A 24,505-nucleotide genomic window follows, 5' to 3' on the forward strand; every position below is an offset into this window, starting at 1 on the left:
GGTTATTCCGCCCGATAGTCGGCGGTATTCAGCCCCGCAGCAGTTGCCACATGGGTTTCTGCGCCCGGAACGATATCGGTGTTGTGCGCTGATACGGCCAACCATCCGCCGCCGCGTCTTTCAAGAACCACAGACATCAGCGTTGCCCGACGGCCTGTTTCAGTACCCGTTGGCGAAAGCTGCCCGGTTAGAATGAACCGCTGATGAACCAACACGACATCATCGCCCAGTGGGCGGAGCTTGGCCTTGCCCAGCACCAGCGTAGAGCGGGAAAAGAAGCTTTTCAGCGCATAGTCGTGGGCCTTTGCGATGGCGGCGCGATCTTCCCACCACAGCCCGACGACATTCACAAAATCCGCATCCTCGGCAAACAGGGCGGCAAGGGCTGCACCGTCGCGCGCCATCCACGCATCGACGAAGGCTTGGCCAAAATCCTGTGGCTGGGCCAGCATCAGTTGCCGCGCACCATTTTACCGGGGTTCATGATCCCATCTGGGTCTAGGGCGCGTTTGATCTGGCCCATTACATCCCACGCCTCGCCATGTTCGCGTTCCATATAAGGCAGCTTGCCCACACCCACGCCGTGTTCCCCCGTCGATGTGCCACCAAGGGCCAGCGCACGCTCGACCATACGGTTTGACAGGGCCTTGGCCTCTTCCATTTCGGCGGCGTTGCCGGGTTCGACCAACAGGATCGCGTGGAAGTTGCCGTCGCCCACATGCCCAAGGATCGGCCCGGGGATGGAGGCCTTTTCGATATCCGCGCGGGTTTCCTCAACGGCTTGCGCAAGGCATGAGATTGGCACGCAGATATCCGTGACCAGCGCAATCGCGCCGGGCCGTGAGGCCAAGCAGGCCCAGTGTGCCTTATGCCGCGCATCCCACAGCTTGGTGCGTTCTTCGGCTTTGGTGGACCAGCGGAAGCCAGTGCCGCCGTTTTCGCCCAAAATCTCGCCAAAGCGTTCGGCTTGTTCCGCGACGCCCGCGTCGGACCCGTGGAATTCCACCATAAGATGGGGCATTTCGGGCAGGTCGGTGCCCGAATAGGCGTTCACGGCAGCCACTGTGGGCGTATCCACAAATTCGATCCGGGCCATGGGCACGCCCATCTGGATGGTCTGGATAACGGTTTCAACGGCCGCACCGATGTCTTCGAACGCGCAAACGGCGGAAGAGATCGCCTCGGGCTGGCCATGCAGGCGAACGGTCAGTTCGGTGATCAAACCTAACGTCCCTTCAGAGCCGACAAACAGCCCGGTCAGGTCATACCCAGCCGAGGATTTGCGCGCGCGCGTGCCGGTGCGGATGATCCGCCCGTCGGCCAGAACGACCTCTAGCGCCAGAATATTGTCGCGCATCGTGCCATAGCGCACGGCTGTTGTTCCGCTGGCGCGTGTGGCGGTCATGCCGCCAATTGATGCGTTCGCGCCGGGGTCAATCGGGAAGAACAGGCCGGTCGCCCGAAGTTCTTGGTTCAGCTCTTCGCGGGTCAGGCCGGGTTGAATGACGACGTCCATGTCCTCGGGGTTTACCGACAGAACTTTGTTCATCCGCGAAAAATCAACGCAGACGCCGCCGCGCACTGCCAATGCGTGCCCTTCAAGGGATGTGCCTGCGCCCCATCCGATCACCGGGCACCCGTGGGCCGCACAGATTTTCACAATTGCTGAAACCTCTTGCGTATCGTTCGGATAAGCGACGGCATCGGGCGGGGTTAGTGTGAAATAGGTCTCGCTTTGGCCATGTGCTTCCAGATCAGGCTTGGACAGGCTTAGCCGATCGCCTAAGAGGGAAGACAGGGCGTCAATCGCTTCGGGGACGGGCAAAGTTTGCTTCCTTCTTCGGGTGTTGGCGTTTCTGGGGCACCCTATGCCAGACGGGCGGCACAGGGAACTGCCTGAGGGGTAATTTGCCTGTCTGGATGGACCGCGTGGGCGAGCGGCTTACAGCGCTGTTGGGACGGCATCGCGATGATGTCAAAACCGCATGTCGGACCGGTTGGTCCGTGCTGTTGCGTGCTGGTCCGTCAAAAATCCAGTTTTGGTTCATTGCGCTTTTAATCGGGATCGCCGCGGGCTTTGCCACGCTGGCTTTCCGTCATGCGATTGATTTTCTTCAGCGCGCTTTATACGGCGTCGATGATCCGCGCATGCTGCACAGCTTTGCCGCGTCGCTGCCGTGGTACTGGATCTTGTTGATCCCGATTGTGGGGGGGCTGGCCGTAGGGCTGTTGCTGAACCGCTTTACCGACGATGGCCGTGTGTGTTCGGTTGCAGATGTGATCGAAGGGGCCGCATTGCGCGAAGGGCGTGTGGAAAAGAAGGCGGGTATTGCCTCTGCCTTCGCATCTTTGATCACATTGTCATCGGGCGGCTCCACTGGGCGCGAGGGGCCCGTGGTGCATATGGCGGCGATGATTTCGTCGTGGGTGTCCACACGTATTCAGGCCGATGGTATAACCGGGCGCGACTTGCTGGGTTGCGCTGTCGCCGCAGCCGTTTCGGCGTCGTTTAACGCGCCCATCGCTGGGGCCTTGTTCGCGCTAGAGGTGGTCTTGCGTCACTTCGCCGTTCACGCCTTTGCGCCCATCGTGATCGCCAGTGTGGCGGGTACAGTGATTTCGCGTCTAAGCTTTGGCAATGTCACCGAATTTTCGCTGCCTGTCGAAAGCAGCCTTGTTTTCTATGTTGAATTGCCTGCGTTCCTGATCCTCGGTCTTTTGTCCGGGCTTGTCGCTGTGGCGCTGATGCGTGCTATCTTTTGGGCGGATGACATCGGCAACTTTGTGCAAGAGGAAACCGGGCTTCCACGCTGGCTGCGCCCCGCGATTGCGGGCGGGATGCTGGGTGGCATCGCCATCATGTACCCGCACATCATTGGTGTTGGATATGAAACCACCTCGGCTGCGTTGACGGGGGAGTTGGTGTTTCATGAGGTGGTGATTTTTGCCGTCCTCAAAGCCGTGGCCGTGGCCATCACCATGGCGGGGCGGATGGGCGGCGGGGTGTTTTCACCGTCATTGATGATGGGCGCGCTGACGGGCTTGGCCTTTGGCATTGTCGCGACATCGATCTTTCCCAATATTTCTGGCAACGAAACGCTGTATGCCTTGGCCGGGATGGGCGCCGTTGCAGCCGCCGTACTGGGCGCGCCGATTTCCACGACGCTGATCGTGTTTGAACTGACAGGGGACTGGCACACCGGTCTGGCGGTGATGGTTGCGGTGTCACTGTCCACCGCGTTGGCGTCGCGATTGGTGAACCGGTCGTTCTTCCTGACGCAGCTGGAAAGGGCAGACAAACACGTCGCCGCGGGGCCGCAGGCCTATCTGTTGTCGTTGTACAAAGCGGTGGTGGTGATGCGCGGCAAAGACAGCCCCGGCGCGGCCTCGCGCGATGCCTGTCTGGAAATGATGGAGATGGGGGTTTTCATCGAACCCGAAGCAACATTGGAAACCGCTTTGCCGATTTTCCAACGCACCGGATACAGCTTTTTGCCAGTTGTCGCCCCCGCCACGGATGAGGGGGAGGCGACGTTATTGGGCGCATTGTTCCATGTGGACGCGCTAAGCGCTTATAACCGCGCCTTGGCCGCGACAGCAGCCGAAGAGCATTCCTAGACGGTCAAAGCTGTTCTACGGCGACTTTGCCGGAAGGATAGAAGGCAAGGTGATCTTTGATCCGTGCAACTTCTTCCTTTGGGGCTTCGTATGACCAAGCGGCATCCTCAAGCGTTTCGCTTTTCGTCTGGATCGAAAAGTAGTTGGCTTCGCCCTTGTGTGGGCATGTTGTGCGCTTGTCGCTTGCATCAAGAAAAGCCATCGCGACATCGCCGCGCGGGAAATAGATAACCGGCGAATACCCGTTTTCTTCCAATTCAAGCGCGTTCACGCTTTCGGCCAATACAGCGCCACCCGCGCGGACCACCCATTTTCCATCGGCTTTTCGGATTGTGATGTGGTTCATCATGGCGTTTTCTCCCCAGAAGTATTGCGGCTGCATACTAGCCTTAGCTTCATGACAGTTCCATGTCGCAAAATCTACCTTACAGACTGTCACAGGGGCGCGGTCGCGCCCTCCAGCCAAATTCGTGCAGTTGAAGTAACGCGCGGGGCAATCTTTTCAAAGACCTGTGCGTGGTATGCGTCAACCCACGCACGCTCATCGTTGGTCAGGTTTTCCGTTAGGATAAGGCGGCGGTCGATGGGCACGAAGGTCAGCGTTCTGAAGGATAACATCGTGCGTGCATCAGCGCCGGGCAGGGCGGGCGCGTCCTCTACAACGATCAGGTTTTCAATACGGATGCCAAAGGCCCCTTCGCGGTAATAGCCGGGTTCGTTTGACAGGATCATGCCCGTTTGCAACGGAACATCCGACACTTTTGAAATACGCTGGGGCCCTTCGTGCACGCTTAGAAAAGCGCCGACACCGTGGCCCGTGCCGTGGTCGTAGTCTTGCCCGGCCAGCCACAGCGGATAGCGGGCCAATGCGTCAAGGTCGCGCCCTGCCAACCCTTTGGGCCAGCGCACGCGAGAGATGGCAATCATGCCCTGAAGCACGCGGGTGAAGCATTCTTTTTCGTCCTGCCCGATATCGCCCACGGCGACCGTGCGGGTGATGTCGGTCGTTCCATCGACATATTGGCCACCGCTGTCGATCAACAGAAGTTCGCCGTTCTTAACCTCGCGGTTGGTATCTTTCGTCACGCGGTAATGGACTATGGCGCCATTCGGCCCGCTGCCCGCGATGGTTTCAAAACTGATTTCCCGCAACGCGTTTGTGGCGCGACGGCAGACTTCCAATTCGGTCACAACGTCGATTTCAGTCAGGCGCGAGTTCGGAGCAGTCGCGTCGAGCCATGTCAGAAACTCAACCATCGCGGCACCGTCGCGCAGATGCGCCTCGGCCGAGCCTGCGATTTCGGCGGCGTTTTTGCACGCTTTGGGCAAGATGCAGGGATCTTCGCCATAGGCAGTATTGGCGGACCCTTCGGCCAGTTGCTGCGATATGGCCAATGGTGCGCTGGCCGCGTCGACGCGCATCGTGCCCGAAAACGCCCTAAGCGCGGCATGAAACTCATTGACCGGCTGCACTTGGAATCCTGTGCCAATATGAGAGGCCACATCGGAATAGCGCGCCGGGTTTGCATCATAAACGATGATCGACCCGTCGGCCTGCAAGATTGCAAAGCACTGCATCACCGGATTGTGGGCCACATCCGAGCCCCGGATGTTCAGCAGCCAACAGATTGAATCGGGCAGGGTCAGAACAACGGCGTCTTGACCAGCCTCCTTCAATACGGCCCCAAGGCGGGTGCGTTTGGACGTTGAACTTTCGCCTGCAAGCCCTTCTGAATGCGCTGAAATTGGTTTGGAAGGGGGCGGCGGGCGATTGTCCCATATCGCGTGAACAAGAGAGCCGTTCATCGGCTTAAGCCCGATACCCGATCCCGCCAGACGCTTTTCAAGCTCGTCAATTTCCTTCTTCGTATGAAGAAGGCTGTCAAAGCCGAAAGTACCGCCGTTTGGCATGTTGGTCCGTAACCACGCGGCAAGGGTCACCTCGGGCCAATTCACGGGGGTGAACGCTGTTGGATCGATTTGTGCGTGAACCTGCACCCGATAGCGGCCGTCGACGAACACGCCCGCCACATCATTCAACACCGCGCAAAACCCCGCAGAACCGGTGAACCCGGTTAGCCAAGCCAGACATTCGTCTGCGGGCGCAACATACTCGCCCTGATGCACGTCTGACCGAGGTACCAAGTACCCATCAAGCGCATGTTTCGCCATTTTCGCGCGCAAAGCGGCCAGCCGGGGTGGGCCGTTTTCGGGGCGGGTTGCTGTTTCAAAAGTCTGGAACATCGGCGGCCTTTTCAGAAGACGGCGAATATGCCGTTTCGCCGAGTTTTGACGCCCCGCCAAAGAACTGCAATGCCTTGGGCGGGGATATTTATTTCAACGCTCTAAGAGGCGCGCTTGATGCCCGCGAACCGGGCGCGGGCCCGTGGGTCGCTGTCAAACAGGCTGGCAAGCTGTTCGGTCATTGCACCCGCCAGTTGTTCGACATCGGTAATCGTAACCGCGCGGTCGTAATAGCGGGTCACATCGTGGCCAATGCCGATGGCGATCAGTTCAACCATCTTGCGCTTTTCGACCATCGCGATCACATCGCGCAGGTGCTTTTCAAGATAGTTCGCAGGGTTCACCGACAGGGTGCTGTCATCCACCGGTGCCCCGTCTGAAATGACCATCAGGATCTTGCGTGCCTCGTGACGGGCGGCCATGCGGCGGTGGGCCCATTCCAGCGCCTCGCCATCAATGTTTTCTTTAAGCAACCCTTCCTTCATCATTAGGCCAAGGTTGGCACGGGCGCGACGCCATGGGGTGTCGGCCTGTTTATAGATGATGTGGCGCAGGTCATTCAGGCGGCCTGGTTGTTGCGCGCGCCCTTCGGCCAGCCAACGTTCGCGGCTTTGCCCACCTTTCCAAGCGCGTGTCGTGAAGCCAAGGATTTCGACCTTGACCTGACACCGTTCCAACGTGCGGGCCAGAATATCGGCGCAGATGGCCGCGATGGAAATCGGACGGCCCCGCATAGAGCCGGAATTATCCAGCAGTAAGGTCACGACCGTGTCGCGGAATTCGGTGTCTTTTTCGATCTTGAACGACAGCGGGGTTGTGGGGTTCGCCACAACGCGGGCCAAGCGGCCTGCATCCAAGATGCCTTCTTCCAGATCGAATTCCCAACTGCGGTTTTGCTGTGCCTGAAGGCGGCGTTGCAGTTTGTTTGCAAGCCGGCTTACAGCGCCCTTCAGCGGGTCAAGCTGCTGATCCAGATACGCGCGCAGGCGTTCCAGTTCGGCGGCTTCGGCCAAATCTTCGGCGCGGATCTCTTCGTCATACTCGGTCGCGAAAACTTCGTAGTTTGGATCCGCGTCAGAATGTGCAGGTGGGGCAGGCGGTTCCAGTGGTGCTTCGCCATCTGGCAGCTCTGCCTCATCCGACATTTCCATGTCGGCCATGTCATCCATCGAAACCTGCGCTTCAGCGGAATCGTGGGTTTCATCCTGACTTTGTTCCGGGCTGGCGTCGCTTTCGTCCGAGGATTGATCTTCGTCGTTGCCAGTGGAGTCCGGCTGATCGTCGTCTTGATCTTCTTCGGCGGTCTGATCTTCGGACTCTTCGTCTTCCATGTCTGGGTCGTCGCCCAGCTGGTCGCCATATCCAAGGTCCGAGATCACCTGCCGCGCGAATTTGGCGAAAGCGGCCTGATCGCTCAGCGTGTCCTGAAGGTCATCAAGCGTGCCACCCGCCTGTTCTTCGATGAAACCGCGCCACAGTTCCATTACGTTTTGGGCACCAGTTGGAAGATCGCGGCCAGTGGCAAGATGGCGGATCAGATATCCGGCAGCCGTCGCAAGGGGCGCATCTGAGGCCGCGGTGATTTCATCGTACCCTTTGCGGGTCGCATCCGCGTCAATCATCGCGTCGATGTTCCCGGCGGTTCCGGGCATCGCGCGCGCGCCGACGGCTTCGCACCGGGCGGTTTCCATCGCCTCATAAAGGTCACGCGCCATTTCGCCTTGCGGCTGATAACGATTGTGCGTTGCCGCATCGTGAAATTTGCGACGCAGGGCGTATGCGTCCGCAGTGCCACGGGCCAACAGCACCTCGTCCCGAGTCATCCGGCGTGAAATTTGCGGCAGGCGCACGCTGTCGTTGGTCATGCCGGGGGGATCAACAGAATAGGTTACGCCCAATTCAGGTTCATCGGCCATAACCTTGGTCGCTTCGGCCAAAGCCTTTTTGAACGGATCGGCGGGGTTGTCGGATTTCTGGGTCATATGGCCTGTGACTTCGCGCTAGCAATGCACGGCCAATCTAGGGCCATTCAAATAGGATGACCATAGGGGCGCGGGCAAAACCGGTGGCGATAGGTCCCCGTTACAGGATCAAGGCGCTACAATCATCGATCCGCTGTTCGATCGCATCTTTTGCCCGCTGGGCGCGGATTTCATCGTTGCTGTATTGTATGTCAGCCAAAAGATAGGCGATTTCGCTCCAGCCGCTGGCGTGCCACAGGATCGGTTTAGATGTGGGCACACCCCGTTCAATGGCATCTGGAAGCGTCGCGCTTAGCATCATTTCAAAGTTTTGATGCGCCCGCTCTGTCGTTGAAACATCGGGATTTTTAAGCGCCCGTTGGTTCGTCGCAAGGGCCGACAACCGCCCCGAACACTTCGCGAAAACTTCGGCCCGTTCGTGGGCCGTAGAGGGCAGGGTAAGCGCGGCGGACGCGGTCAAAGCCGACAGCGCCACGCCGCGCACGGTGGAGAACGCTGTAACTGTCATGTAACAAATGTATGACGGAAAGATATCAAGCGTCAATACATCGTATATACATACAGGTCATCGTGGCGCGACGTTAGAAACGAAAACGGCCGGGCAGGTGCCCAGCCGTATGATAGCTAAAGAAGTGTGCTACTTAGCAGGAAAGTTCGACCCGCAGGTAAGCGGCAGACCCAAGTTTTTCCAGCGGTATAACCGTATCGACGTCGCCATTGGATAAACGCGCCAATGGGCGCGATGCATCTGCGGCACATCCAGAAACTGCACGCGCTGCTGCTTCGACTTCGCGTTGGGTTACGCCAAGATTGACCTTGCGAAAGCCGACAAGCGCGAATTTCTTAAACTCGCTGACACCAACTTCATAGCGATCGCCGCCCACCGTAACCGGCCGACGGCTTTTCCAGATATCGTCGGTTTTGTTCGCGTTGACTTCCGCCATCTGAATTTGGGCCGGCGTGCGCGTTTCCTCTGTGCAGGCAGAAAGGAGCACGGACGCGGCAACCAGAATTGATGCGGAAAGCCTAATCATCAACCCAAGCTCATGCTTGCTGCGCTTTCGGGCAGTTCTTCGTCAAAACAGCGCTGATAGAACTCGGCGACGGTCTGACGTTCCAGCTCATCACATTTGTTAAGGAACGTCAGGCGGAAGGCATAGCCCACATCGCGGAAGATCGTGGCGTTCTGCGCCCAGGCGATAACCGTCCGTGGGCTCATCACGGTCGAAAGGTCGCCGTTCATGAACGCGGTACGGGTCAAGTCTGCGACTGTCACCATCTGGCTGACGATCTTACGACCCTTTTCGGTGTTGTAGGTCGCGTTCTTTGACAGAACGATATTGGTTTCCGCATCATGGCTTAGATAGTTCAGCGTCGCGACAAGCGACCAACGGTCCATCTGGCCTTGGTTGATCTGCTGCGTGCCGTGATAAAGCCCGGTCGTGTCCCCCAAACCAACGGTGTTGGCCGTGGCAAACAGGCGGAAATACGGGTTCGGCGTGATCACTTCGTTTTGGTCCAGAAGGGTCAGCTTACCGTCAACTTCCAGCACACGCTGGATCACGAACATAACGTCAGCCCGGCCTGCATCGTATTCATCGAACACAATCGCGGTTGGGTTGCGCAGGGCCCAAGGCAGGATACCTTCTTGGAATTCGGTGACCTGAACGCCATCACGCAGCTTGATCGCATCCTTACCGATAAGGTCGATCCGGCTGATGTGGCTATCAAGGTTTACGCGCACACAAGGCCAGTTCAGGCGGCTTGCGACTTGTTCGATGTGCGTCGATTTACCCGTGCCGTGATACCCTTGGATCATCACGCGGCGGTTGTGCGAAAAACCGGCAAGGATGGCCAATGTCGTATCAGGGTCGAACTTGTAAGTGCTGTCGTTTTCGGGCACGCGGTCGGTACGATCGGCAAACCCTTTGACCACCATATTGGAGTCGATCCCGAAGACTTCGCGGACCGAGATTTCTTCGGTGGGTTTAGCGTTAATATCCATCGTTCCGTCCGCCATAAATCGCCTCGCATCTTTCGCGGTCAAATAGTCCCGCGTGTTTTCAGCCGATTTAGTGGAACATATCGCGCAGGGGTGCAAGGGGAACGCCGCTTTGTTGGCGAAATCTGCGCAGCCTCATTCGCTTTCACAGCCAAACCGGCCAGGCCTGTTCGACCTGACCAACAGGAGGGGGGAGGGCGTTAAAAACGAAACGCGACATGCCCACCTGACAAGTCACAGGCTTGTGAGACAGCGTAATTTTGCACTTTGGCGTTAGGGGCTTATCAATGTTGACAAGTAAGGTGCACACAACAACCGCAAACGCCCAAACCCGTAAGCGACGACATGATACTTGCGCGGGGGCGTTTGGCCAAAAGGATCGGAAGAAAACGATGAAAAGGCGAAATCTGTTGAAGGGGGCGACCTCTATCGCGTGTCTGGCGGCACTCCCGCGCAGCGCAGTTGCCAAGGCATTTGAGGTGACTCGGACCGACGCGGAATGGAAAGCGCGGCTAACCGACCTTGAATACAAAGTGATGCGCAAAGAAGGGACAGAGCGCGCGTTTTCCAGCCCCCTAAACGACGAAAAGCGCGCGGGCGTCTTTGCGTGCAAGGGCTGTGATCTTCCGCTTTATGATGCGTCTACAAAGTATGACAGCGGTACGGGCTGGCCCAGCTTTTGGCAGCCATTGGAAAACGCAGTGGAAACCAAACCCGACCGAAAGCTGCTGGTTGTCAGAACAGAAGTGCATTGTCGCCGCTGTGGAAGCCACTTGGGCCATGTGTTCAATGACGGCCCGCCACCGACCGGAAAACGCCATTGCCTGAACGGTGTCAGCCTGGTTTTCAAAGCCGCTTAGCCCAAAATCCCATCCCCTGACGTAGCGTAAAAGCGCAAATCCCCGAAAATGACGCGTTTCGGGGATTCTTCCCGTTTAAATTTTTCCGTTCGGTCAATTATTTCAGGGCCAGCTGGCATGAACCCGCAATTTTGAACGGGTTTCTGAAAAATCATGATCAGCAAACTTTTGACGGTTTGGCCTTCGTGAATAACTCGACGGGCCGGGCGGTGGGACTTGTTTGAAGAGCAAGGTTAACGGGGGCTACATGACGCATGACAATGAAACCGGTGTTCCTAGAACACACCGGCAAATGGTTCTGGAACGTGTTGTTCAAGAACTTAAGAAACTTACAGAGGGTTGGCCGCGCGGTTCGTGCGATGCCGTGGCGTTGGAGCTGGCATCACGGTTGTCGGAAAACGTGGCCTTTGATGGGGCAGGGGTACGCCCCAATGATGTTCTAAGCGAACTTATCACAATCGCTGCGCGGCTTGATCGCATCGCCAGCGCAGAGGAGCGGAATGGTGCGCAGCCCGGCTGATACCGGGCCGCGATTAGTCTTGGAAGCTACGGCTTTCCTTGATCTGATCCCACGCCCAGACCACCTCTTGCAGGCGATCCTCGTCATCACGGTTGCCGCCGTTCATGTCTGGGTGCAGATCCTTAACCAAGGATTTGTACTGCTTCCGGATTTCAGCCTTGGTCCAGTGATCCCGGGCTTCCAGGATATCCAGCGCCTTACGCTCGGTGGGCGGCAGGCGGCGCGTGGTGCTGCCGGTTCCGCCTTTGCCACGGTTTTGCGTGGCGTTGTCACCCAACACCTGATGCGGGTCATCCACGCCAAGCCGCGCCCAAGCGCGCTGTTCCTCTGATTTCTTGAAGGGCTTGGTTTCGCGTTCCCAGACGCGATCTTTTTCCATCTGGGCTTCCATTTCTTCTTCGGTCGTGCCGTTGAAGAAGTTCCACTTCAAATTGTACTCGCGCACGTGGTCTTTGCAGAACCACAGATACTCATCCAGATGATCTGGTGATTTGGGCGCACGATATTGGCCCGGCTCTTCACAGCCAGGATGCTCGCACTTGCGTTTCGAGGTCTCAAACGCCCCCGACATACCGCGCCGCCCACGCGTGCGCTTTTTCTTGTCCGCCGAAACGGAGATATCGAATCCGAACGGATTGCTCTTAGTCATTGCCAGCCACCTTTTCGACTCGGACGTGAGAGTTTAGAGCTTTGGTCAGAGGAATGAAGGGGGAGAGAGCCAAAAAATGACTGTCGCTGAAGAAATTCACACAAAGCTTACAAACGCGTTCCATCCAACGCACCTGAGTGTTGTTGACGAAAGCGAACAACATATAGGGCATGCGGGGTATCAGGAAGGGGGCGAAAGCCATTTTCGTGTAGAAATCAATGCGCCGGAATTCGCCGATATGTCGCGTATCGCGCGCCACCGCGCGGTTCATGCGGCGATTGGCCCTGAATTGGTAGGTCGCATTCACGCGCTTGCCCTAAAGATCGACGGTTGACCGCTTACTCTGCGGCCATCCCGTTTTGCTGTTTTTGGGCATCATCTGCCACAGCTGCGGGCCCAAGGGCGGGCGCGTTGCCTTCTTCAGCAGCCTCGATCGCTGGTGTCGCACCTTCGGGCGCATCAACGGTGAGAGAGGCAACTGCCGCTGCCGCCAGCGCCTCGGGGCGCTTTTCTGCAAGCGTCGAGGTTGCCACGGGCGCCTCAACATTTTCGCCAGCAAGGGTGCGGCGGAAGACGAGCATGTTCTGGAACGTCGTGGTCTTTCCGGTCAGGCCCTGACGTTCTTCACACGGCAGCGTGTCGGTGCGTTGGTATTCCCAACCGTCCTGACCCATGTCGTTCATCAGCTTGGTCAGAGCATGGGCAAATCTTGCCTGCGTGCCCTTCAGACCTTTGGCTTTTTCACCGCGAACTGGCGCGGGAATCACTTTGTATTCGAATCGCGGCATCACACATCGCCCCCGTTTACTACGTTCGGAACCCTAGCGATTCGACGACGCAGAGTCCAAGCCCACTGAAAAATTAACAGATGTCGCGGCGGCGGTGCCACATTCGGCACCGCCCAAAACGTTGGCTTACGCCAGTTTCTTGGCCACAATTTCGTTCACGGCCTTCGGGTTGGCTTTGCCGCCCGTGGCCTTCATCACCTGACCAACAAACCACCCGGCAAGTTTCGGGTTCTGCTTGGCCTTTTCGACCTGCGCAGGGTTGTCGGCGATGATTTGTTCGACAGCGGCTTCGATCGCGCCCAAGTCGGTAACCTGCTTCATGCCGCGGTCTTCGACGATCTGCGCGGGGTCGCCGCCTTCGGTATAGACGATTTCAAACAAGTCTTTCGCGATCTTGCCGGAAATGTCGCCCTTTTTGATCAGGCCCACAATCGCGCCCAGCTGATCCGGGGATACCGGGCTGTCGGTGATGTCTTTGTCGTCTTTCTTTAGACGGCCAAACAGTTCGTTGATCACCCAGTTGGCGGCCAGCTTGCCGTCGTTGCCATCGGCGACCTTTTCGAAATAGGCGGCGTTTTCAGCCTCGGCCGTCAGAACAGAGGCGTCGTATTCGGTCAGGCCGAATTCGGTGACAAACCGCGCCTTCTTTTCGTCGGGCAGTTCGGGCAGGGTTTTCGCGATGTCGTCGACCCAGCCTTGCTCAATCTCTAGTGGCAGCAGGTCGGGGCAGGGGAAGTAACGGTAATCATGCGCTTCTTCCTTGGACCGCATCGAACGCGTTTCGCCCTTGTCGGGATCGTACAGGCGGGTTTCCTGCACCACTTCACCGCCGTCTTCGACGATTGCGATTTGGCGGCGGGCTTCGTATTCGATCGCCTGCTGGATAAAGCGCATGGAGTTCATGTTCTTGATCTCGCAGCGCGTGCCAAGGTGGCTGAAATCCTGCGTTTCCTGATACTTTTCGTATGCACCGGGGCGACAGATCGAAACGTTCACATCTGCGCGCAGGTTGCCGTTTTGCATGTTGCCGTCACAGGTGCCCAGATAGCGCAGGATCTGGCGCAGCTTCACAACATAGGCGGCGGCCTCTTCTGGGCCACGAATGTCGGGGCGGCTGACGATTTCCATCAACGCGACGCCGGTCCGGTTCAGGTCCACGAAGGACATGTTCGGGTCCATGTCGTGGATTGATTTACCGGCATCCTGTTCAAGGTGAATGCGTTCTACACGCACTTTGCGCGCAACGCCGGGGGCCATATCGACGATGATTTCGCCTTCGCCCACGATGGGGTGATACAGCTGCGAAATCTGATAACCCTGCGGCAGATCTGGGTAAAAATAGTTCTTACGGTCAAAGGCTGAAAACAGGTTGATATCTGCCTTCAGACCAAGGCCGGTGCGCACGGCCTGCTCTACGCAGAATTCGTTGATGACGGGTAGCATGCCGGGCATCGCCGCGTCCACGAAGGCTACGTTGGAATTTGGTTCCGCGCCGAAAGTCGTCGAAGCGCCGGAAAACAGCTTGGCGTTAGAGGAGACCTGCGCGTGCACCTCTAGGCCGATCACAAGCTCCCAATCGTGCTTGGCGCCGGCGATTACTTTGGGTTCGGGTGCGGTAAAGCTAAGATCAAGCATCTTTTTGCGTCCTGTCAGGGGTCGAACAGCGTTCTAAGACAGACCCCGGAAGGGGGCAAGGGGCCGATGCCATTGGCGGGCTACCGCGCATGGAAAATTGCCACGATTGCCGGGTTTGGCGTTTGCAGGCATCTTTTTCTGGATGGGCGCACTGGGCCCATTGTCACCCATTCGTGGATCACCATGAAAAACGTAGTACTTATCGTCGCCCTGTTAATGCTGCCCGCCGGATGCGGCGCCCGCGAAGCGCAAGTGGAGGCAGAGGTTGTAACAATGGGCACCTCTGTCAGCCCGACTTTGCCCGTCATGCGCTGGGATGCGCAGCGCCCTTCGGCGCAGGCCGAGGCGTGGACACGTGCATCGCTGAAGGCGCTGGAAACCCATGGCGCAGAGTTGGCAGAGATTGTTCCTGCCGACATTGAAAACTACTGCCCGGCCTACGTGGATGCGCCAATGCCGAACCGGCGTGCGTTTTGGGCGGGCCTATTTTCTGCGCTGGCCAAGCATGAAAGCACGTGGAACCCCAAGGCCGTCGGTGGCGGTGGGAAGTGGTACGGGCTGGTGCAGATTTCACCGGCCACAGCACGTGGTTACGGTTGTGCGGCAAGAACCGGCGACGCCCTGACGGATGGGAAGGCCAACCTGTCCTGCGCTATTCGGATCGCGGCGCATACAGTGGCACGTGATGGCGTGGTGTCTGCCGGTGGGCGTGGCATTGCCGCCGATTGGGGGCCGTTCCACAGTCAGCGCAAGCGGGCCGACATCATCAAATGGACCAACGCGCAGGATTACTGCCAAAGCCCCGGTTAAACGCCCCCGACCAAGGATCGAGCCCAACTTGGGCGGCGCGTGCTGTCAACCAAACTAACGGTTGGCGCGTGCCGTCCGCCAAGGGCCAAGGTGGCGCTGCGCAGCAGTTTGATCCCTTCTTCCGATTTAACGGGCAGGGCTGATGGTGAAATCGGCTCTCCGACTGTCATGCGATAGGGCTGGCGGTGTTTGTTCAGTGTTTCATGGAACAGCGTAATGTCGCGCAGCGTTGGGTGGATCAAATCAAATAAATAAAACAGCACAGAATTTCGCGCGCGGATGTTGATCGGAATAACGGGAAGATCGAACTTTCGCGCAATCATCGCAGCAGATGCCATCCACGGTCGTTCATGCAGTTTCAGCCCGCGCCGTTTGGCCAAGCGGCCAGACGGGAAGATCACGCCAACGCGCCCTTGGTCGATTGCGGTACGGGTATAGGCCATGGTTTCGCGGGTCTTGCCGTGGCTGCGCTTTTCGGGGCGCCATTCGACCGGGGCGATCATGCTTTCCATTTGTGGCAGCACGCGCAGGATGTCGTGGTTTGCATAAAAGAACAGATCGGGGCGGATTTTTGAAAGGCAGCTCCACAGCATGATCCCGTCAGCAATGCCGGTGGGGTGGTTCGCAACCACAAGCGCGGGGCCGGTGCGCGGGATGTTTTCAAGCCCGAACACATCCACATCGCGCGCAAGAAGCCGCGCCATTTCATCCATGATCAAAGGAGATGGGTGATGCTGCAAAGCTTGACCAAGCGCAACAGTTCGGGGATAGCCCAAAAGGCGCGTCAGAACGTTGCGGGAGGGTGCCGCCAGCGGATGCTGGGTAAACAGCCAAGGCGCGCGTTCCTCGATTAGTGGGTCGATTCTTTCCTGCATGCGCTTTGTCACCATATCGGCGTGACAGTTACGTAACATCTAGGCGGGTAAACGGCTTTTTGGCGAGTCCATTTTTTGGGCATGACGCCGCACCGGCGGAGTCATGCCAACATTTTGTGCGGGTTAGGAGCCCAACATTCGCCCAACCATTTCGCCCATATCCCGCGACAGACCGCCCTGTGCGGCGATGCGTTCAAGCTGTGCCCGGATCATGCCTTGACGGTCTGCATCATACCGCCGCCACGTTTCAAACGCGGTGGACATACGCGCAGCGGTTTGCGGGTTCGCGCCGTCCAGTTTGATCAGCCAGTCCGCAAGGAAGGTATAAGAGGCCCCACTTGGGTCATGGAAACCCGCCGCGTTCATCGACAGCGCACCGATAACAGACCGGAACCGGTTCGGGTTCTTCCAATCGAAATCCTTATGCGTGGTCAGTTCGCTGGCCAAAGCCGCAGTCTTTTCCGGCGCGGCATATGAAACCTGAAGCGAGAACCACTTGTCGATGACAAGCCGGTCATCCTTCCACTGGTCATAGAAAGACGCGACAGCATCGTCGCCCGCGCCGACCGACAGCAGGCTTGCGAAGGCACTAAGCTGATCGCTCATGTTGTCGGCAGCTGCGAATTGCACAGCGGCCTGCGCGCCGCCATCCGTTTCCGACAGCAATGACAGAACGGTTTCGCGCAACGCACGGCGCCCTGCATCCTTTGCGTCAGGCGAATAGGGGCCGGGGCAGGCCATCTGGCCGTAGAGGTTGGGAAGGTCTGCCAACAGGTGCTGTGCAGCCGCGCGTTTCAGGCGCTTGGCGGCACGATAGATCGCGTCAGGGTCAGGTGTAACGCCGCTGTCAAACAGCGACTGCGCGATATCATCCTGCGACGGAAGGCCCATCGCCAAGGCGCGGAACGCCGGGTCCAGTGTCTCATCAACGGCAACTGCCCGCAGCGCATCCAGATAAGCTGCCGACGGTTCGGTGTTTTCGCTGACCATCCGCATCAGCACGTCTTTGGCCAGGGCGCGGCCAGCCTCCCACTTGTTAAAGGGGTCGGTATCATGGGCCAAAAGGAACGCGCGTTCATCGGCGCTGGTATCGCGGTTCAGGATGACGGGCGCGGAAAAGCCCCGCAGGATCGATGGGACGGGACGCGTGGACAGGCCGGTGAAGGTAAAGCTTTGCTCGGCGTCGGTCATTTCTAGAACGGTGGTGGGCTGCACCTCGTCCCCGTTCGGGTTCAGCAGACCCACGGCGATGGGAATAACCTGCGGCTCTTTCTGATCCTGCCCCGGGGTCGCGGGCGTTTTTTGTTTGAACGAAAGGGTATAGGTGCCGTCGTTGAAGTCATCCGACACGTCCAGCCGCGGTGTGCCGGCCTGCGAATACCAGCGTTTGAACTGGCCAAGGTCGCGCCCTGTGGCATCTTCAAAAACCTTGATCCAGTCTTCGATGGTGGCGGCGTCGCCGTCGTGGCGGTCAAAGTACAGATCCAGCGCCTTGGCATAGCTGTCATCGCCGACAAGCTGCTTCAGCATGCCAATCACCTCGGCGCCTTTTTCATAGACGGTCGCGGTATAGAAATTGTTGATCTCGACATAGCTTTCGGGGCGCACGGGGTGGGCCAGCGGGCCATTATCTTCGCGGAACTGACGGGCGCGCAGCATCAAGACATCTTCGATCCGCTTGACCGCGTGGCTGCGCATGTCGCCCGAAAATTGCTGATCGCGATACACGGTCAGCCCTTCCTTAAGGCACAGCTGGAACCAGTCGCGGCAGGTGATGCGGTTGCCTGTCCAGTTATGGAAATATTCATGCGCGATGATCGCTTCGATCCGGGCATAATCCAAATCCGTGGCTGTTTCGGGCGAGGCAAGCACATAGCGGGAGTTGAAGATATTCAGCCCCTTATTCTCCATCGCGCCCATGTTGAAATCATCCACGGCGACGATGTTAAACACGTCCAGATCGTATTCGCGGCCATAGACGTCTTCGTCCCATTTCATCGACCGTTTCAGGGCGTCCATCGCATAGTCGCATTTTTCAACGTCGCCAGGGCGTACCCAGATGTTGAGGTCAACATGCTTACCAGACGCGGTCGTGAAGCTGTCGGAAAACGCTTCCAACTGTCCAGCGACCAGTGCGAACAGATAGGCAGGCTTGGGCCATGGGTCGGTCCATTCTGCCCAGCCGTCACCTTGGGCTGACGGGTTGCCGTTTGACAGAAGGACGGGCAGGTCGCCTTCGACCCGGACGGTGAACGGGGCCATGACATCGGGGCGGTCAGGATAGAAGGTGATCTTGCGAAAACCTTCGGCCTCGCACTGGGTGCAGTACATGCCGTTTGACATATAAAGGCCCTCCAGCGCGGTGTTGCCTTCGGGGGCGATTTCGACCTCTGCCTCCCAAATGAACGCGCCTTGAGGCACGTCGCAGGTCAGGCCGGTTTCCGAGAGGGTAGGCGTGACAGTTTCCCCATCAATCTTGGCCCAGATCAGTTTCACCTGTTCGCCGTGCAGAAAGAATTCCTGCGAAGGGGCGTCCGCGTTGGGCACGAATGAGATCTTAGAGGTGACGCGCGTTGCCTTGGGGGCAAGTTGAAACGTCAATTCAACCTGCGAGATCTGCCAGCCAAACGGGGTATAGTCAGACAGGTGAATGGCCTTGGCTGTGTCGCTGCTCATCGCGGGGAATCCTTTGGGCAAATTGGATTGTGTGTGACGGCGGTAAACTTAGGGCCAGCCGTCAGGGGGTACAAGGTGGCGCACACACGTCGCTGGGGGTGCCTGTTTGGCACAGTCAATGTGCGCATTGGTGCTCTTCACGTGTTCAAATATTGCCTATACTGTTAGTGTGACGAAGAAAGAGGACGGACATGGCGCGCCCAATTGTCGGCATTATCGGCAACCACCACTTGATCAACGACAGCTATCCGACCCATGCGGGCGGTACGATGAACTCCGAAGCGATTGCACAGGTGTCCAATGCGATACCGCTGCTAATCCCGGCTGATCCTGCCTATGTCGCGGTCGATGAGTTGCTGGAGGTTTGCGACGGCTTTCTGTTCACGGGCGGCCGCCCCAACGTCCACCCAGAAGAATACGGTGAAGACCCAACAGAGGCGCACGGCGCATTCGATCGCGCCCGCGACGCGATCACCTTGCCGCTGATCCGGGCATTGGTTGAACGCGGCCAACCGTTCCTTGGAATTTGCCGCGGCTTTCAAGAAGTGAACGTGGCGATGGGCGGCACGCTTTACCCCGAAATCCGCGATCTGCCAGGGCGCATGAACCACCGGATGCCGCCCGACGGAACGTTGGAAGAAAAGTTTGCACTGCGCCACGTTGTTGAGTTCACCGACGGCGGCCCGTTTGAAAAGTTGTTCGGCGCGCGTGAAGTGATGACCAACACGCTGCACGGGCAGGGGATCAAGACGCCCGGTACGCGCATCGTGATTGATGGTTTTGCCCCCGACGGAACGCCCGAGGCGATCTATGTCAAAGACGCACCCGGCTTTACGTTGTCGGTTCAGTGGCACCCTGAATATAACGCCGCATGCGACCCGGTTTCGCGCCCCTTGTTCGAAGCTTTCGGCGTCGCGGTTAAGGCGTGGGCTGATGGGCATCGGGCCCCGGTTTTGAAAACGGCCTGACGGGCGGCATTTACTGTCCCGCAACTTCGCGCCATGTTGCGCGCAGGAGGTGCCACATGAAACGTTCGCGCATCAATCAGATCATGGCCTCGGCGGATGAGTTTATCCGCTCGTTTTCATTCACTCTGCCACCGTTCGCCTATTTCACACCGGATGAGATGCGCGCCCGCAAGGCGCAGCTTTCGCGGGTGATCGACGCGCGGATGGGGTGGGACATCACCGACTATGGTGAGGGTGATTTTGACAAAACCGGCCTGTTCCTGTTCACGCTGCGCAATGGCCAGCTTGACGATCTGAAGCGCGGGCAGGGCATGTGTTACGCTGAAAAGCTGCTGATTTCACGGCAAGATCAGCTTAGCCCGATGCACACCCATGTCATCAAAGCCGAAGATATCATCAACCGCGGCGGCGCTACGCTGGCTGTTCAGCTTTACGGCGCTGACGGGCAGGGCGGGTTTGATGAAAGCGCGGGTGGTACAGTGGTGTGCGATGGTATTGAACGCGCGTTCGCACCCGGCGAGGTTCTGAAACTAGCACCGGGCGAAAGCGTGACCCTTATGCCGGGTGATTGGCATGCTTTCTGGGGCGAAGGTGGCGACGTTCTGGTCGGCGAGGTGTCGACGGTCAACGACGATATGACCGACAACATCTTCCGCGATCCCATCGGTCGCTTCGCCGAGGTGGAGGAGGATGTGCCCCCCCTTCACCTTCTTGTTTCGGATTACGAAAAGCTTCTTTAAGCCGCGGTTAGCGCCCGCGCTTCGTGCTTTTTCAAGCATAGGCGCGAGGTCGGGCCGTAAGACCCGATATCGCTGCGCAGTTCCGGAAAGACGCGGAACAGCTCTTCGCGGGCTGGGTCAAGGATACCGTCCAGACCAACGTGGCCGGGATGATAGCTTTCGCTTGCTGCACCTTCTGCAAAGATGACCTCGTGGTGGTCAAACAGCAGGTGAACATAGGTCACGGTGCCGCCTTCTTCGCGCATAACATCGGTGCCGTTCAGCATGTGAACCGCTGGGATCAGCACTTCGTTCTGGCCAAACAAAAGCTCTGTGTCGAAACCAGTGCGCAACATCCGGTGCTGTGGGGAAACCAGCAGGTCGCGGTCGTTGCCCAGCACGTTCTTGCGAATACGGATAGGGGCCAATTTGCCGACAGCCGGAACTTCGCGTTTGCCGACCCAACGGATCGGCTGAAGGCCGTTGTCCGCCGTGATGACCAAATCGCCCTGCTTCAGGCTTTCGACAGCCCGTTCACCATAAGGCGTCAGGATGCGTGTGCCTGTGGCAAAGCAGATGATAACATTCTCAATCTCAGAGAAGTTGACGACCGAACCGTCAGCCATCGTGGCAAAACCGCTTAGGCCGCCCGCGCTGTCATCCGTGTTGGTATAGGTAACGTCGCCAAACCCAATTAGGCCTTGGAAATCAAGCGTATCGCCTGCGGTTTCGTCACCTTCGCCGCCGACGATCGTGATGTCTGCGGCCCCGGCTTCGCCCAGATCGCTTAGCAGGAACAGATCGTCGCCGTCGCCACCAGTTGCTGTATCGCCTTCGGCGACGTGCAGGGTGTCGTTGCCAATGCCACCGCCCAGCGTGTCAGCACCGGTGCCGCCGATAATCGTATCGTTGCCCGCGTCGCCATAAAGTTCGTCGGCGCCACCTTTACCGTCCAGAAGGTCGTTACCTTCCCCGCCGTAAAAGATGTTGGTGTATTCGGAACCCGGTGTCGTGCTTTCGCCATCAAAACCGATAAGCGTATCGTCAAAGGCAGAACCGATAAGACCGTCGACACCCGAACCACTGTCGTTCGCAGCGTCGCCACCGGCATATGTGCCAGCACCCAAGTCAACCGAAACGGGGCCTGTTGATGCGCTATAGTCGACTGTATCTTGGCCCGAGCCCGCATTGAACGTGTCAGCGCCTGCGCCAGCGATAAACGTATCGTTGCCCGCACCGCCGTTCAGCGAGTTTACGCCCTCGCCACCGGTAAGGGTGTCAGCACCGTCGCCGCCCCAAAGGGTGTCATTACCTGCGCCGCCATCAAGAATATCGTCGCCCGTGCCACCATCGATGACATCGTTTCCGGTGCCGCCGGTGATCACATCATCGCCGCCACCGGCGTTGATCGTCGTGCCTAAGGTATCAGCAGAGGCATCAATCACGTCGTCATGGTCGGTCAGGTCAAGAACTTCGACTTCAGAGAAGCTGACCGTGTTCGTGCCTTGTGTGACGCTACCTTCTTCGTCGCCAGAATACGTACCTGTGACGCCTGCAGTTAGGGCGGACATGTCCAGCGTGTCGGTGTCCGTTCCGCCTTCGCCACCGATAACCGTGTCGGTGCCGTAATTATCTGTCAGGACAATCGTATCCGCGCCGTCGCCAGCGTTGATTATGTCATCGCCGGTGCCGCCGTTGATCGTATCATCGCCGCCTTGGCCATAGATCAGGTCGTTTCCAGCGCCACCATTAATGATGTCGTTGCCAGACGCAGTTTCGGCAGGCAGCAACAGCGAACTGGTTGCCAGATCCTCGGTCGTGCCAGAGGGGCCCGTGACGGTGCCCTTAAGAACGTTGCCGCCACCGTTTTCCCAATAGCGAACTTCGATCGTGTAAACTTGGCCCGCTTCCAGCGTGACCTCGCCCGACCGGGTTGTTTCACCTTGGTGATAGTCGTTGTTCAGATATGTGGTGACAGTGCCGTCGCCGTTCACCACAGCAACAGGATTGCCATCGGCATCAAAAATCTGAAGCGTCGAACCATCGTCCGATGTCAGATCAAAGCTGTAAGTACCCGTTTCGTTAGGGGCGATGGTCGACGTCAGCAGAATACCAAAGTCGTTGGGGTCGCCCGCCGTGCCGCGCGTCTCATGGATCAGCGATGCAACGTCGAAACTGTCTGTCGTTCCAGTGCCCGACACGGTGCCATTTTCCATGTCGAAGGCTTGGCCGTTGGCGTCGGTGAAGTCATAGTCATAGGCCGTGTAGGACCACGCGGGTTCACCCCCGACGTCGCCGCGAATAACATCGTCGCCCGACCCACCGGTGATCGTGTCGTTACCCGCGCCAGCGTCGATATCCACGCCGACGCTGTCAGCGGATGCATCGATCGTGTCGTTCTGCGCGGTCAATACCAGATGCTCAACTTCGGTGAAGCTGACACTGCTGGTGCCATCGCTTATCGTTGCGGCCTCATCCCCTGAATAGGTGCCTGAGACAGCCGCGGTAAGGTTAGAGAAATCAAGCGTATCGTAATCGGTGCCGCCTTCGCCACCTTCGACGGTGTCATTGCCGAAACCGTCGCTAAAGGTAAATGTGTCAGCTCCGTCACCGCCAAACATGGCGTCATCACCCGCGCCGCCATCAATGATGTCCGCGTCGCCAGTCATCGGGGTGGCATCAAAATAGATGTCACTGACCCACAGGGCGTGTTCGCCCGGAAAACCGCCACTAGGTGCCAGCGGGTTGCTATAGATGATCTCGATTTTCGATACGGGGCCCGCGATCTGGACCAACGCAGAACCCGCAGCGTCTGACTGAGCCTGGCTGGTGTTGTCGGCCGTAACGGTATAGCCCGAATTCGCATCGCCAGAAAGCGTGTCACCAGCACCCGGGGTAATGGTTACTTCAACAGCATTACCTTCGTCGTCATAGGCCTTTACGGTAACGACATCACGGTGGTTCTGATCACCCCAGTCAATGTCGTTGATGCGGAATTGAACGTTTTCCACTTCGCTCGACATACCGCTGCCGGTGCTTGCCGAGAAGTCGATCGTGGTTTTCGATGTGTCGCCCTGACCCCGCCCGAAAAGGCGAAGGTTCGATTTGGGGTCCATCGGATCACTGCCGCTGACATAAGCGGTGTCAGTTGATTCAACTGCGTATTCCGGGGCGTTGTCGCCAGTGCTTTGGAACGAAACCGACACATTCATCGTGCCGGTGTCTTGGGTCAGGCCCTGCGAAAGATTGAAACCGTCGCCTGCGATTTTCGACCAGTTAAGGCTTTCTTGAACAGCCGTAGCTTCTGGGCCGTCACCATAAATGGTGTCGTTGCCAGCGCCGCCGCTGATCGTGTCCTTATCTTCGCCACCAAAAATGAGGTCTGCGCCAGCACCGCCCGCAATGGTGTCATCGCCTGCGAAACCGTCGATGATGTCATCATAGCCGTCTGGGCCACCGCCGCCGTTATCGTCGGGCGCGTCGCCTTGTGGATCGCCAAGATAGCCAGAGGTGATGCTTTCGCCTTCGGACGTGCCTTCAACGACGCGCGCGAAGTCTTCGTTTGCGAAATTCTGGATGTGATCGTCGTAGCGGAAGTTGGATTCAGCCGCGTTTGCCGCGTTGGGGTTGCTGTTGTGGTTCAGGACTTGATATTCGCGGCCGAACACCAGCGGAACTTCGGACAGGGTATATTGTCCGGCTGCGCCTTGCTGTTCTACGTCCAGCTGGACGATTTGAAAGATTTCACCGGTGACGGTGTCACGGACAGTCCAGACAATCTCTGCATCCACGGGGGAGGAGCCAGAGGTAAGCCCGTTGATCTGAACATTTGTTGCGCTTGCTGTTTCGCCACCGTTGCTATCGTCATCCAGCGTCTTGCCTTGGATGCCGTTTTCTTCATCCAAGATGGTGGCTGTGCCGGTCGCGGTTGTTGCGCCGGACCAAGTGAACGTGCTCCCCTGAGCTGTCGTCAGGATGTTAGCAGGGTTATCTGCGTAAAATTTTACGTCGTAAGTAGGCATACTCTATACCGCTCGCTCAAGGCTGGCTGTTGAGCGGCCGGATCAAGGCCAGACCACTGCGTGGCCTGCGTCGATGTCCTACGAACCGTGCCTCAACAGCAATTTCGCTGTCTGCTTCCCCATCCCGCCTAAACGGA

21 protein-coding genes are annotated in these 24,505 nt (G+C 58.1%); 7 read left to right on the plus strand and 14 right to left on the minus strand.

Annotated elements, in window-relative coordinates:
* Window positions 1-2: 2 nt before the first annotated feature.
* Together COL8621_RS05475 and COL8621_RS05480 are read right to left on the minus strand one after the other, a co-directional pair.
* Complete coding sequence (locus tag COL8621_RS05475; protein WP_093966270.1) at window positions 3-452, minus strand: SgcJ/EcaC family oxidoreductase; 450 nt, start codon at window positions 450-452, stop codon at window positions 3-5.
* Window positions 452-1,825 (minus strand): FAD-binding oxidoreductase, encoded by a 1,374-nt coding sequence (locus COL8621_RS05480; RefSeq protein WP_093966271.1) that lies wholly within the window; start codon window positions 1,823-1,825, stop codon window positions 452-454. The genes COL8621_RS05475 and COL8621_RS05480 overlap by 1 nt, the downstream gene beginning before the upstream one ends.
* A 104-nt stretch (window positions 1,826-1,929) precedes the next feature.
* Here COL8621_RS05480 and COL8621_RS05485 point away from each other — a divergent pair, with 104 nt between their 5' ends.
* Window positions 1,930-3,618, plus strand: a complete 1,689-nt coding sequence (locus COL8621_RS05485; RefSeq protein ID WP_370804563.1) for a chloride channel protein — start codon at window positions 1,930-1,932, stop codon at window positions 3,616-3,618.
* A gap of 4 nt (window positions 3,619-3,622) precedes the next feature.
* Here COL8621_RS05485 and COL8621_RS05490 read toward each other — a convergent pair whose 3' ends face one another.
* The 6 genes from COL8621_RS05490 to cobS form a co-directional block, all read right to left on the minus strand.
* The gene (locus tag COL8621_RS05490; protein WP_093966936.1) at window positions 3,623-3,967 is read right to left on the minus strand and encodes a DUF427 domain-containing protein; all 345 of its coding nucleotides are present in this window, start codon (window positions 3,965-3,967) and stop codon (window positions 3,623-3,625) included.
* 86 nt (window positions 3,968-4,053) lie between these two features.
* Window positions 4,054-5,862 (minus strand): aminopeptidase P family protein, encoded by a 1,809-nt coding sequence (locus tag COL8621_RS05495; protein WP_093966273.1) that lies wholly within the window; start codon window positions 5,860-5,862, stop codon window positions 4,054-4,056.
* 101 nt (window positions 5,863-5,963) lie between these two features.
* Window positions 5,964-7,844 carry a cobaltochelatase subunit CobT gene (gene cobT / locus COL8621_RS05500; protein ID WP_093966274.1) on the minus strand — a complete coding sequence of 627 codons (1,881 nt, stop codon included), beginning with the start codon at window positions 7,842-7,844 and terminating at the stop codon, window positions 5,964-5,966.
* Window positions 7,845-7,944: 100 nt separating this feature from the next.
* The gene (locus COL8621_RS05505; RefSeq protein ID WP_093966275.1) at window positions 7,945-8,352 is read right to left on the minus strand and encodes a hypothetical protein; all 408 of its coding nucleotides are present in this window, start codon (window positions 8,350-8,352) and stop codon (window positions 7,945-7,947) included.
* Between the two features lie 133 nt (window positions 8,353-8,485).
* Entirely contained in the window at window positions 8,486-8,878 is a 393-nt protein-coding gene (locus COL8621_RS05510; RefSeq protein ID WP_093966276.1) for a hypothetical protein, read from the minus strand.
* Window positions 8,878-9,864, minus strand: a complete 987-nt coding sequence (gene cobS, locus COL8621_RS05515) for a cobaltochelatase subunit CobS (RefSeq protein WP_093966277.1) — start codon at window positions 9,862-9,864, stop codon at window positions 8,878-8,880. The genes COL8621_RS05510 and cobS overlap by 1 nt, the downstream gene beginning before the upstream one ends.
* A 374-nt stretch (window positions 9,865-10,238) precedes the next feature.
* Between cobS and msrB the strand changes: the two genes are divergently transcribed.
* A complete protein-coding gene (msrB, locus tag COL8621_RS05520) occupies window positions 10,239-10,706 on the plus strand; it encodes a peptide-methionine (R)-S-oxide reductase MsrB (RefSeq protein WP_093966937.1) in 468 nt (155 codons plus the stop codon).
* A gap of 247 nt (window positions 10,707-10,953) precedes the next feature.
* On the plus strand, window positions 10,954-11,226 hold the full coding sequence (locus tag COL8621_RS05525; protein WP_141137835.1) for a hypothetical protein: 273 nt from the start codon (window positions 10,954-10,956) through the stop codon (window positions 11,224-11,226).
* Between the two features lie 13 nt (window positions 11,227-11,239).
* On the opposite strand, the gene COL8621_RS05530 is transcribed toward COL8621_RS05525, so the two are convergent.
* A complete protein-coding gene (locus tag COL8621_RS05530) occupies window positions 11,240-11,875 on the minus strand; it encodes a J domain-containing protein (RefSeq protein WP_093966279.1) in 636 nt (211 codons plus the stop codon).
* Window positions 11,876-11,951: 76 nt separating this feature from the next.
* Here COL8621_RS05530 and COL8621_RS05535 point away from each other — a divergent pair, with 76 nt between their 5' ends.
* Window positions 11,952-12,209: a BolA family protein gene (locus tag COL8621_RS05535; RefSeq protein WP_093966280.1), complete on the plus strand. Its 258-nt coding sequence runs from the start codon at window positions 11,952-11,954 to the stop codon at window positions 12,207-12,209.
* 4 nt (window positions 12,210-12,213) lie between these two features.
* On the opposite strand, the gene COL8621_RS19275 is transcribed toward COL8621_RS05535, so the two are convergent.
* Window positions 12,214-12,663, minus strand: a complete 450-nt coding sequence (locus COL8621_RS19275; RefSeq protein ID WP_235823748.1) for a DUF4177 domain-containing protein — start codon at window positions 12,661-12,663, stop codon at window positions 12,214-12,216.
* Window positions 12,664-12,789: 126 nt separating this feature from the next.
* Window positions 12,790-14,298 carry an Asp-tRNA(Asn)/Glu-tRNA(Gln) amidotransferase subunit GatB gene (gene gatB / locus COL8621_RS05545; protein ID WP_093966281.1) on the minus strand — a complete coding sequence of 503 codons (1,509 nt, stop codon included), beginning with the start codon at window positions 14,296-14,298 and terminating at the stop codon, window positions 12,790-12,792.
* A gap of 183 nt (window positions 14,299-14,481) precedes the next feature.
* On the opposite strand from gatB, the gene COL8621_RS05550 reads away from it, so the two are divergent.
* Window positions 14,482-15,108 carry a transglycosylase SLT domain-containing protein gene (locus COL8621_RS05550; protein WP_093966938.1) on the plus strand — a complete coding sequence of 209 codons (627 nt, stop codon included), beginning with the start codon at window positions 14,482-14,484 and terminating at the stop codon, window positions 15,106-15,108.
* On the opposite strand, the gene COL8621_RS05555 is transcribed toward COL8621_RS05550, so the two are convergent.
* Together COL8621_RS05555 and pepN are read right to left on the minus strand one after the other, a co-directional pair.
* Window positions 15,105-15,983: a lysophospholipid acyltransferase family protein gene (locus COL8621_RS05555; RefSeq protein WP_093966939.1), complete on the minus strand. Its 879-nt coding sequence runs from the start codon at window positions 15,981-15,983 to the stop codon at window positions 15,105-15,107. The genes COL8621_RS05550 and COL8621_RS05555 overlap by 4 nt on opposite strands.
* A gap of 123 nt (window positions 15,984-16,106) precedes the next feature.
* Window positions 16,107-18,659, minus strand: coding sequence for an aminopeptidase N (pepN, locus tag COL8621_RS05560; RefSeq protein ID WP_093966282.1), 2,553 nt, complete (start codon window positions 18,657-18,659; stop codon window positions 16,107-16,109).
* Window positions 18,660-18,850: 191 nt separating this feature from the next.
* Between pepN and COL8621_RS05565 the strand changes: the two genes are divergently transcribed.
* A complete protein-coding gene (locus COL8621_RS05565; RefSeq protein WP_093966283.1) occupies window positions 18,851-19,627 on the plus strand; it encodes a gamma-glutamyl-gamma-aminobutyrate hydrolase family protein in 777 nt (258 codons plus the stop codon).
* Between the two features lie 56 nt (window positions 19,628-19,683).
* The gene (locus tag COL8621_RS05570; RefSeq protein WP_093966284.1) at window positions 19,684-20,367 is read left to right on the plus strand and encodes a D-lyxose/D-mannose family sugar isomerase; all 684 of its coding nucleotides are present in this window, start codon (window positions 19,684-19,686) and stop codon (window positions 20,365-20,367) included.
* Here the strand turns inward: COL8621_RS05570 and COL8621_RS05575 are convergent.
* Window positions 20,364-24,368 carry a Hint domain-containing protein gene (locus COL8621_RS05575; protein WP_093966285.1) on the minus strand — a complete coding sequence of 1,335 codons (4,005 nt, stop codon included), beginning with the start codon at window positions 24,366-24,368 and terminating at the stop codon, window positions 20,364-20,366. The genes COL8621_RS05570 and COL8621_RS05575 overlap by 4 nt on opposite strands.
* Between the last annotated feature and the right edge of the window lie 137 nt (window positions 24,369-24,505).

The organism is Actibacterium lipolyticum (assembly GCF_900184935.1).
Taxonomy (GTDB): domain Bacteria; phylum Pseudomonadota; class Alphaproteobacteria; order Rhodobacterales; family Rhodobacteraceae; genus Actibacterium_A; species Actibacterium_A lipolyticum.

Coding starts and splice junctions, on each gene's coding strand:
- COL8621_RS05475 (WP_093966270.1), bottom strand. CDS start 452: ATGCTGGCCCAGCCACAGGATTTTGGCCAAGCCTTCGTCGATGCGTGG.
- COL8621_RS05490 (WP_093966936.1), bottom strand. CDS start 3,967: ATGATGAACCACATCACAATCCGAAAAGCCGATGGAAAATGGGTGGTC.
- COL8621_RS05495 (WP_093966273.1), bottom strand. CDS start 5,862: ATGTTCCAGACTTTTGAAACAGCAACCCGCCCCGAAAACGGCCCACCC.
- cobT (WP_093966274.1), bottom strand. CDS start 7,844: ATGACCCAGAAATCCGACAACCCCGCCGATCCGTTCAAAAAGGCTTTG.
- COL8621_RS05505 (WP_093966275.1), bottom strand. CDS start 8,352: ATGACAGTTACAGCGTTCTCCACCGTGCGCGGCGTGGCGCTGTCGGCT.
- COL8621_RS05510 (WP_093966276.1), bottom strand. CDS start 8,878: ATGATTAGGCTTTCCGCATCAATTCTGGTTGCCGCGTCCGTGCTCCTT.
- cobS (WP_093966277.1), bottom strand. CDS start 9,864: ATGGCGGACGGAACGATGGATATTAACGCTAAACCCACCGAAGAAATC.
- msrB (WP_093966937.1), top strand. CDS start 10,239: ATGAAAAGGCGAAATCTGTTGAAGGGGGCGACCTCTATCGCGTGTCTG.
- COL8621_RS05525 (WP_141137835.1), top strand. CDS start 10,954: ATGACGCATGACAATGAAACCGGTGTTCCTAGAACACACCGGCAAATG.
- COL8621_RS05530 (WP_093966279.1), bottom strand. CDS start 11,875: ATGACTAAGAGCAATCCGTTCGGATTCGATATCTCCGTTTCGGCGGAC.
- COL8621_RS05535 (WP_093966280.1), top strand. CDS start 11,952: ATGACTGTCGCTGAAGAAATTCACACAAAGCTTACAAACGCGTTCCAT.
- COL8621_RS19275 (WP_235823748.1), bottom strand. CDS start 12,663: ATGCCGCGATTCGAATACAAAGTGATTCCCGCGCCAGTTCGCGGTGAA.
- gatB (WP_093966281.1), bottom strand. CDS start 14,298: ATGCTTGATCTTAGCTTTACCGCACCCGAACCCAAAGTAATCGCCGGC.
- COL8621_RS05550 (WP_093966938.1), top strand. CDS start 14,482: ATGAAAAACGTAGTACTTATCGTCGCCCTGTTAATGCTGCCCGCCGGA.
- COL8621_RS05555 (WP_093966939.1), bottom strand. CDS start 15,983: ATGCAGGAAAGAATCGACCCACTAATCGAGGAACGCGCGCCTTGGCTG.
- pepN (WP_093966282.1), bottom strand. CDS start 18,659: ATGAGCAGCGACACAGCCAAGGCCATTCACCTGTCTGACTATACCCCG.
- COL8621_RS05565 (WP_093966283.1), top strand. CDS start 18,851: ATGGCGCGCCCAATTGTCGGCATTATCGGCAACCACCACTTGATCAAC.
- COL8621_RS05570 (WP_093966284.1), top strand. CDS start 19,684: ATGAAACGTTCGCGCATCAATCAGATCATGGCCTCGGCGGATGAGTTT.
- COL8621_RS05575 (WP_093966285.1), bottom strand. CDS start 24,368: ATGCCTACTTACGACGTAAAATTTTACGCAGATAACCCTGCTAACATC.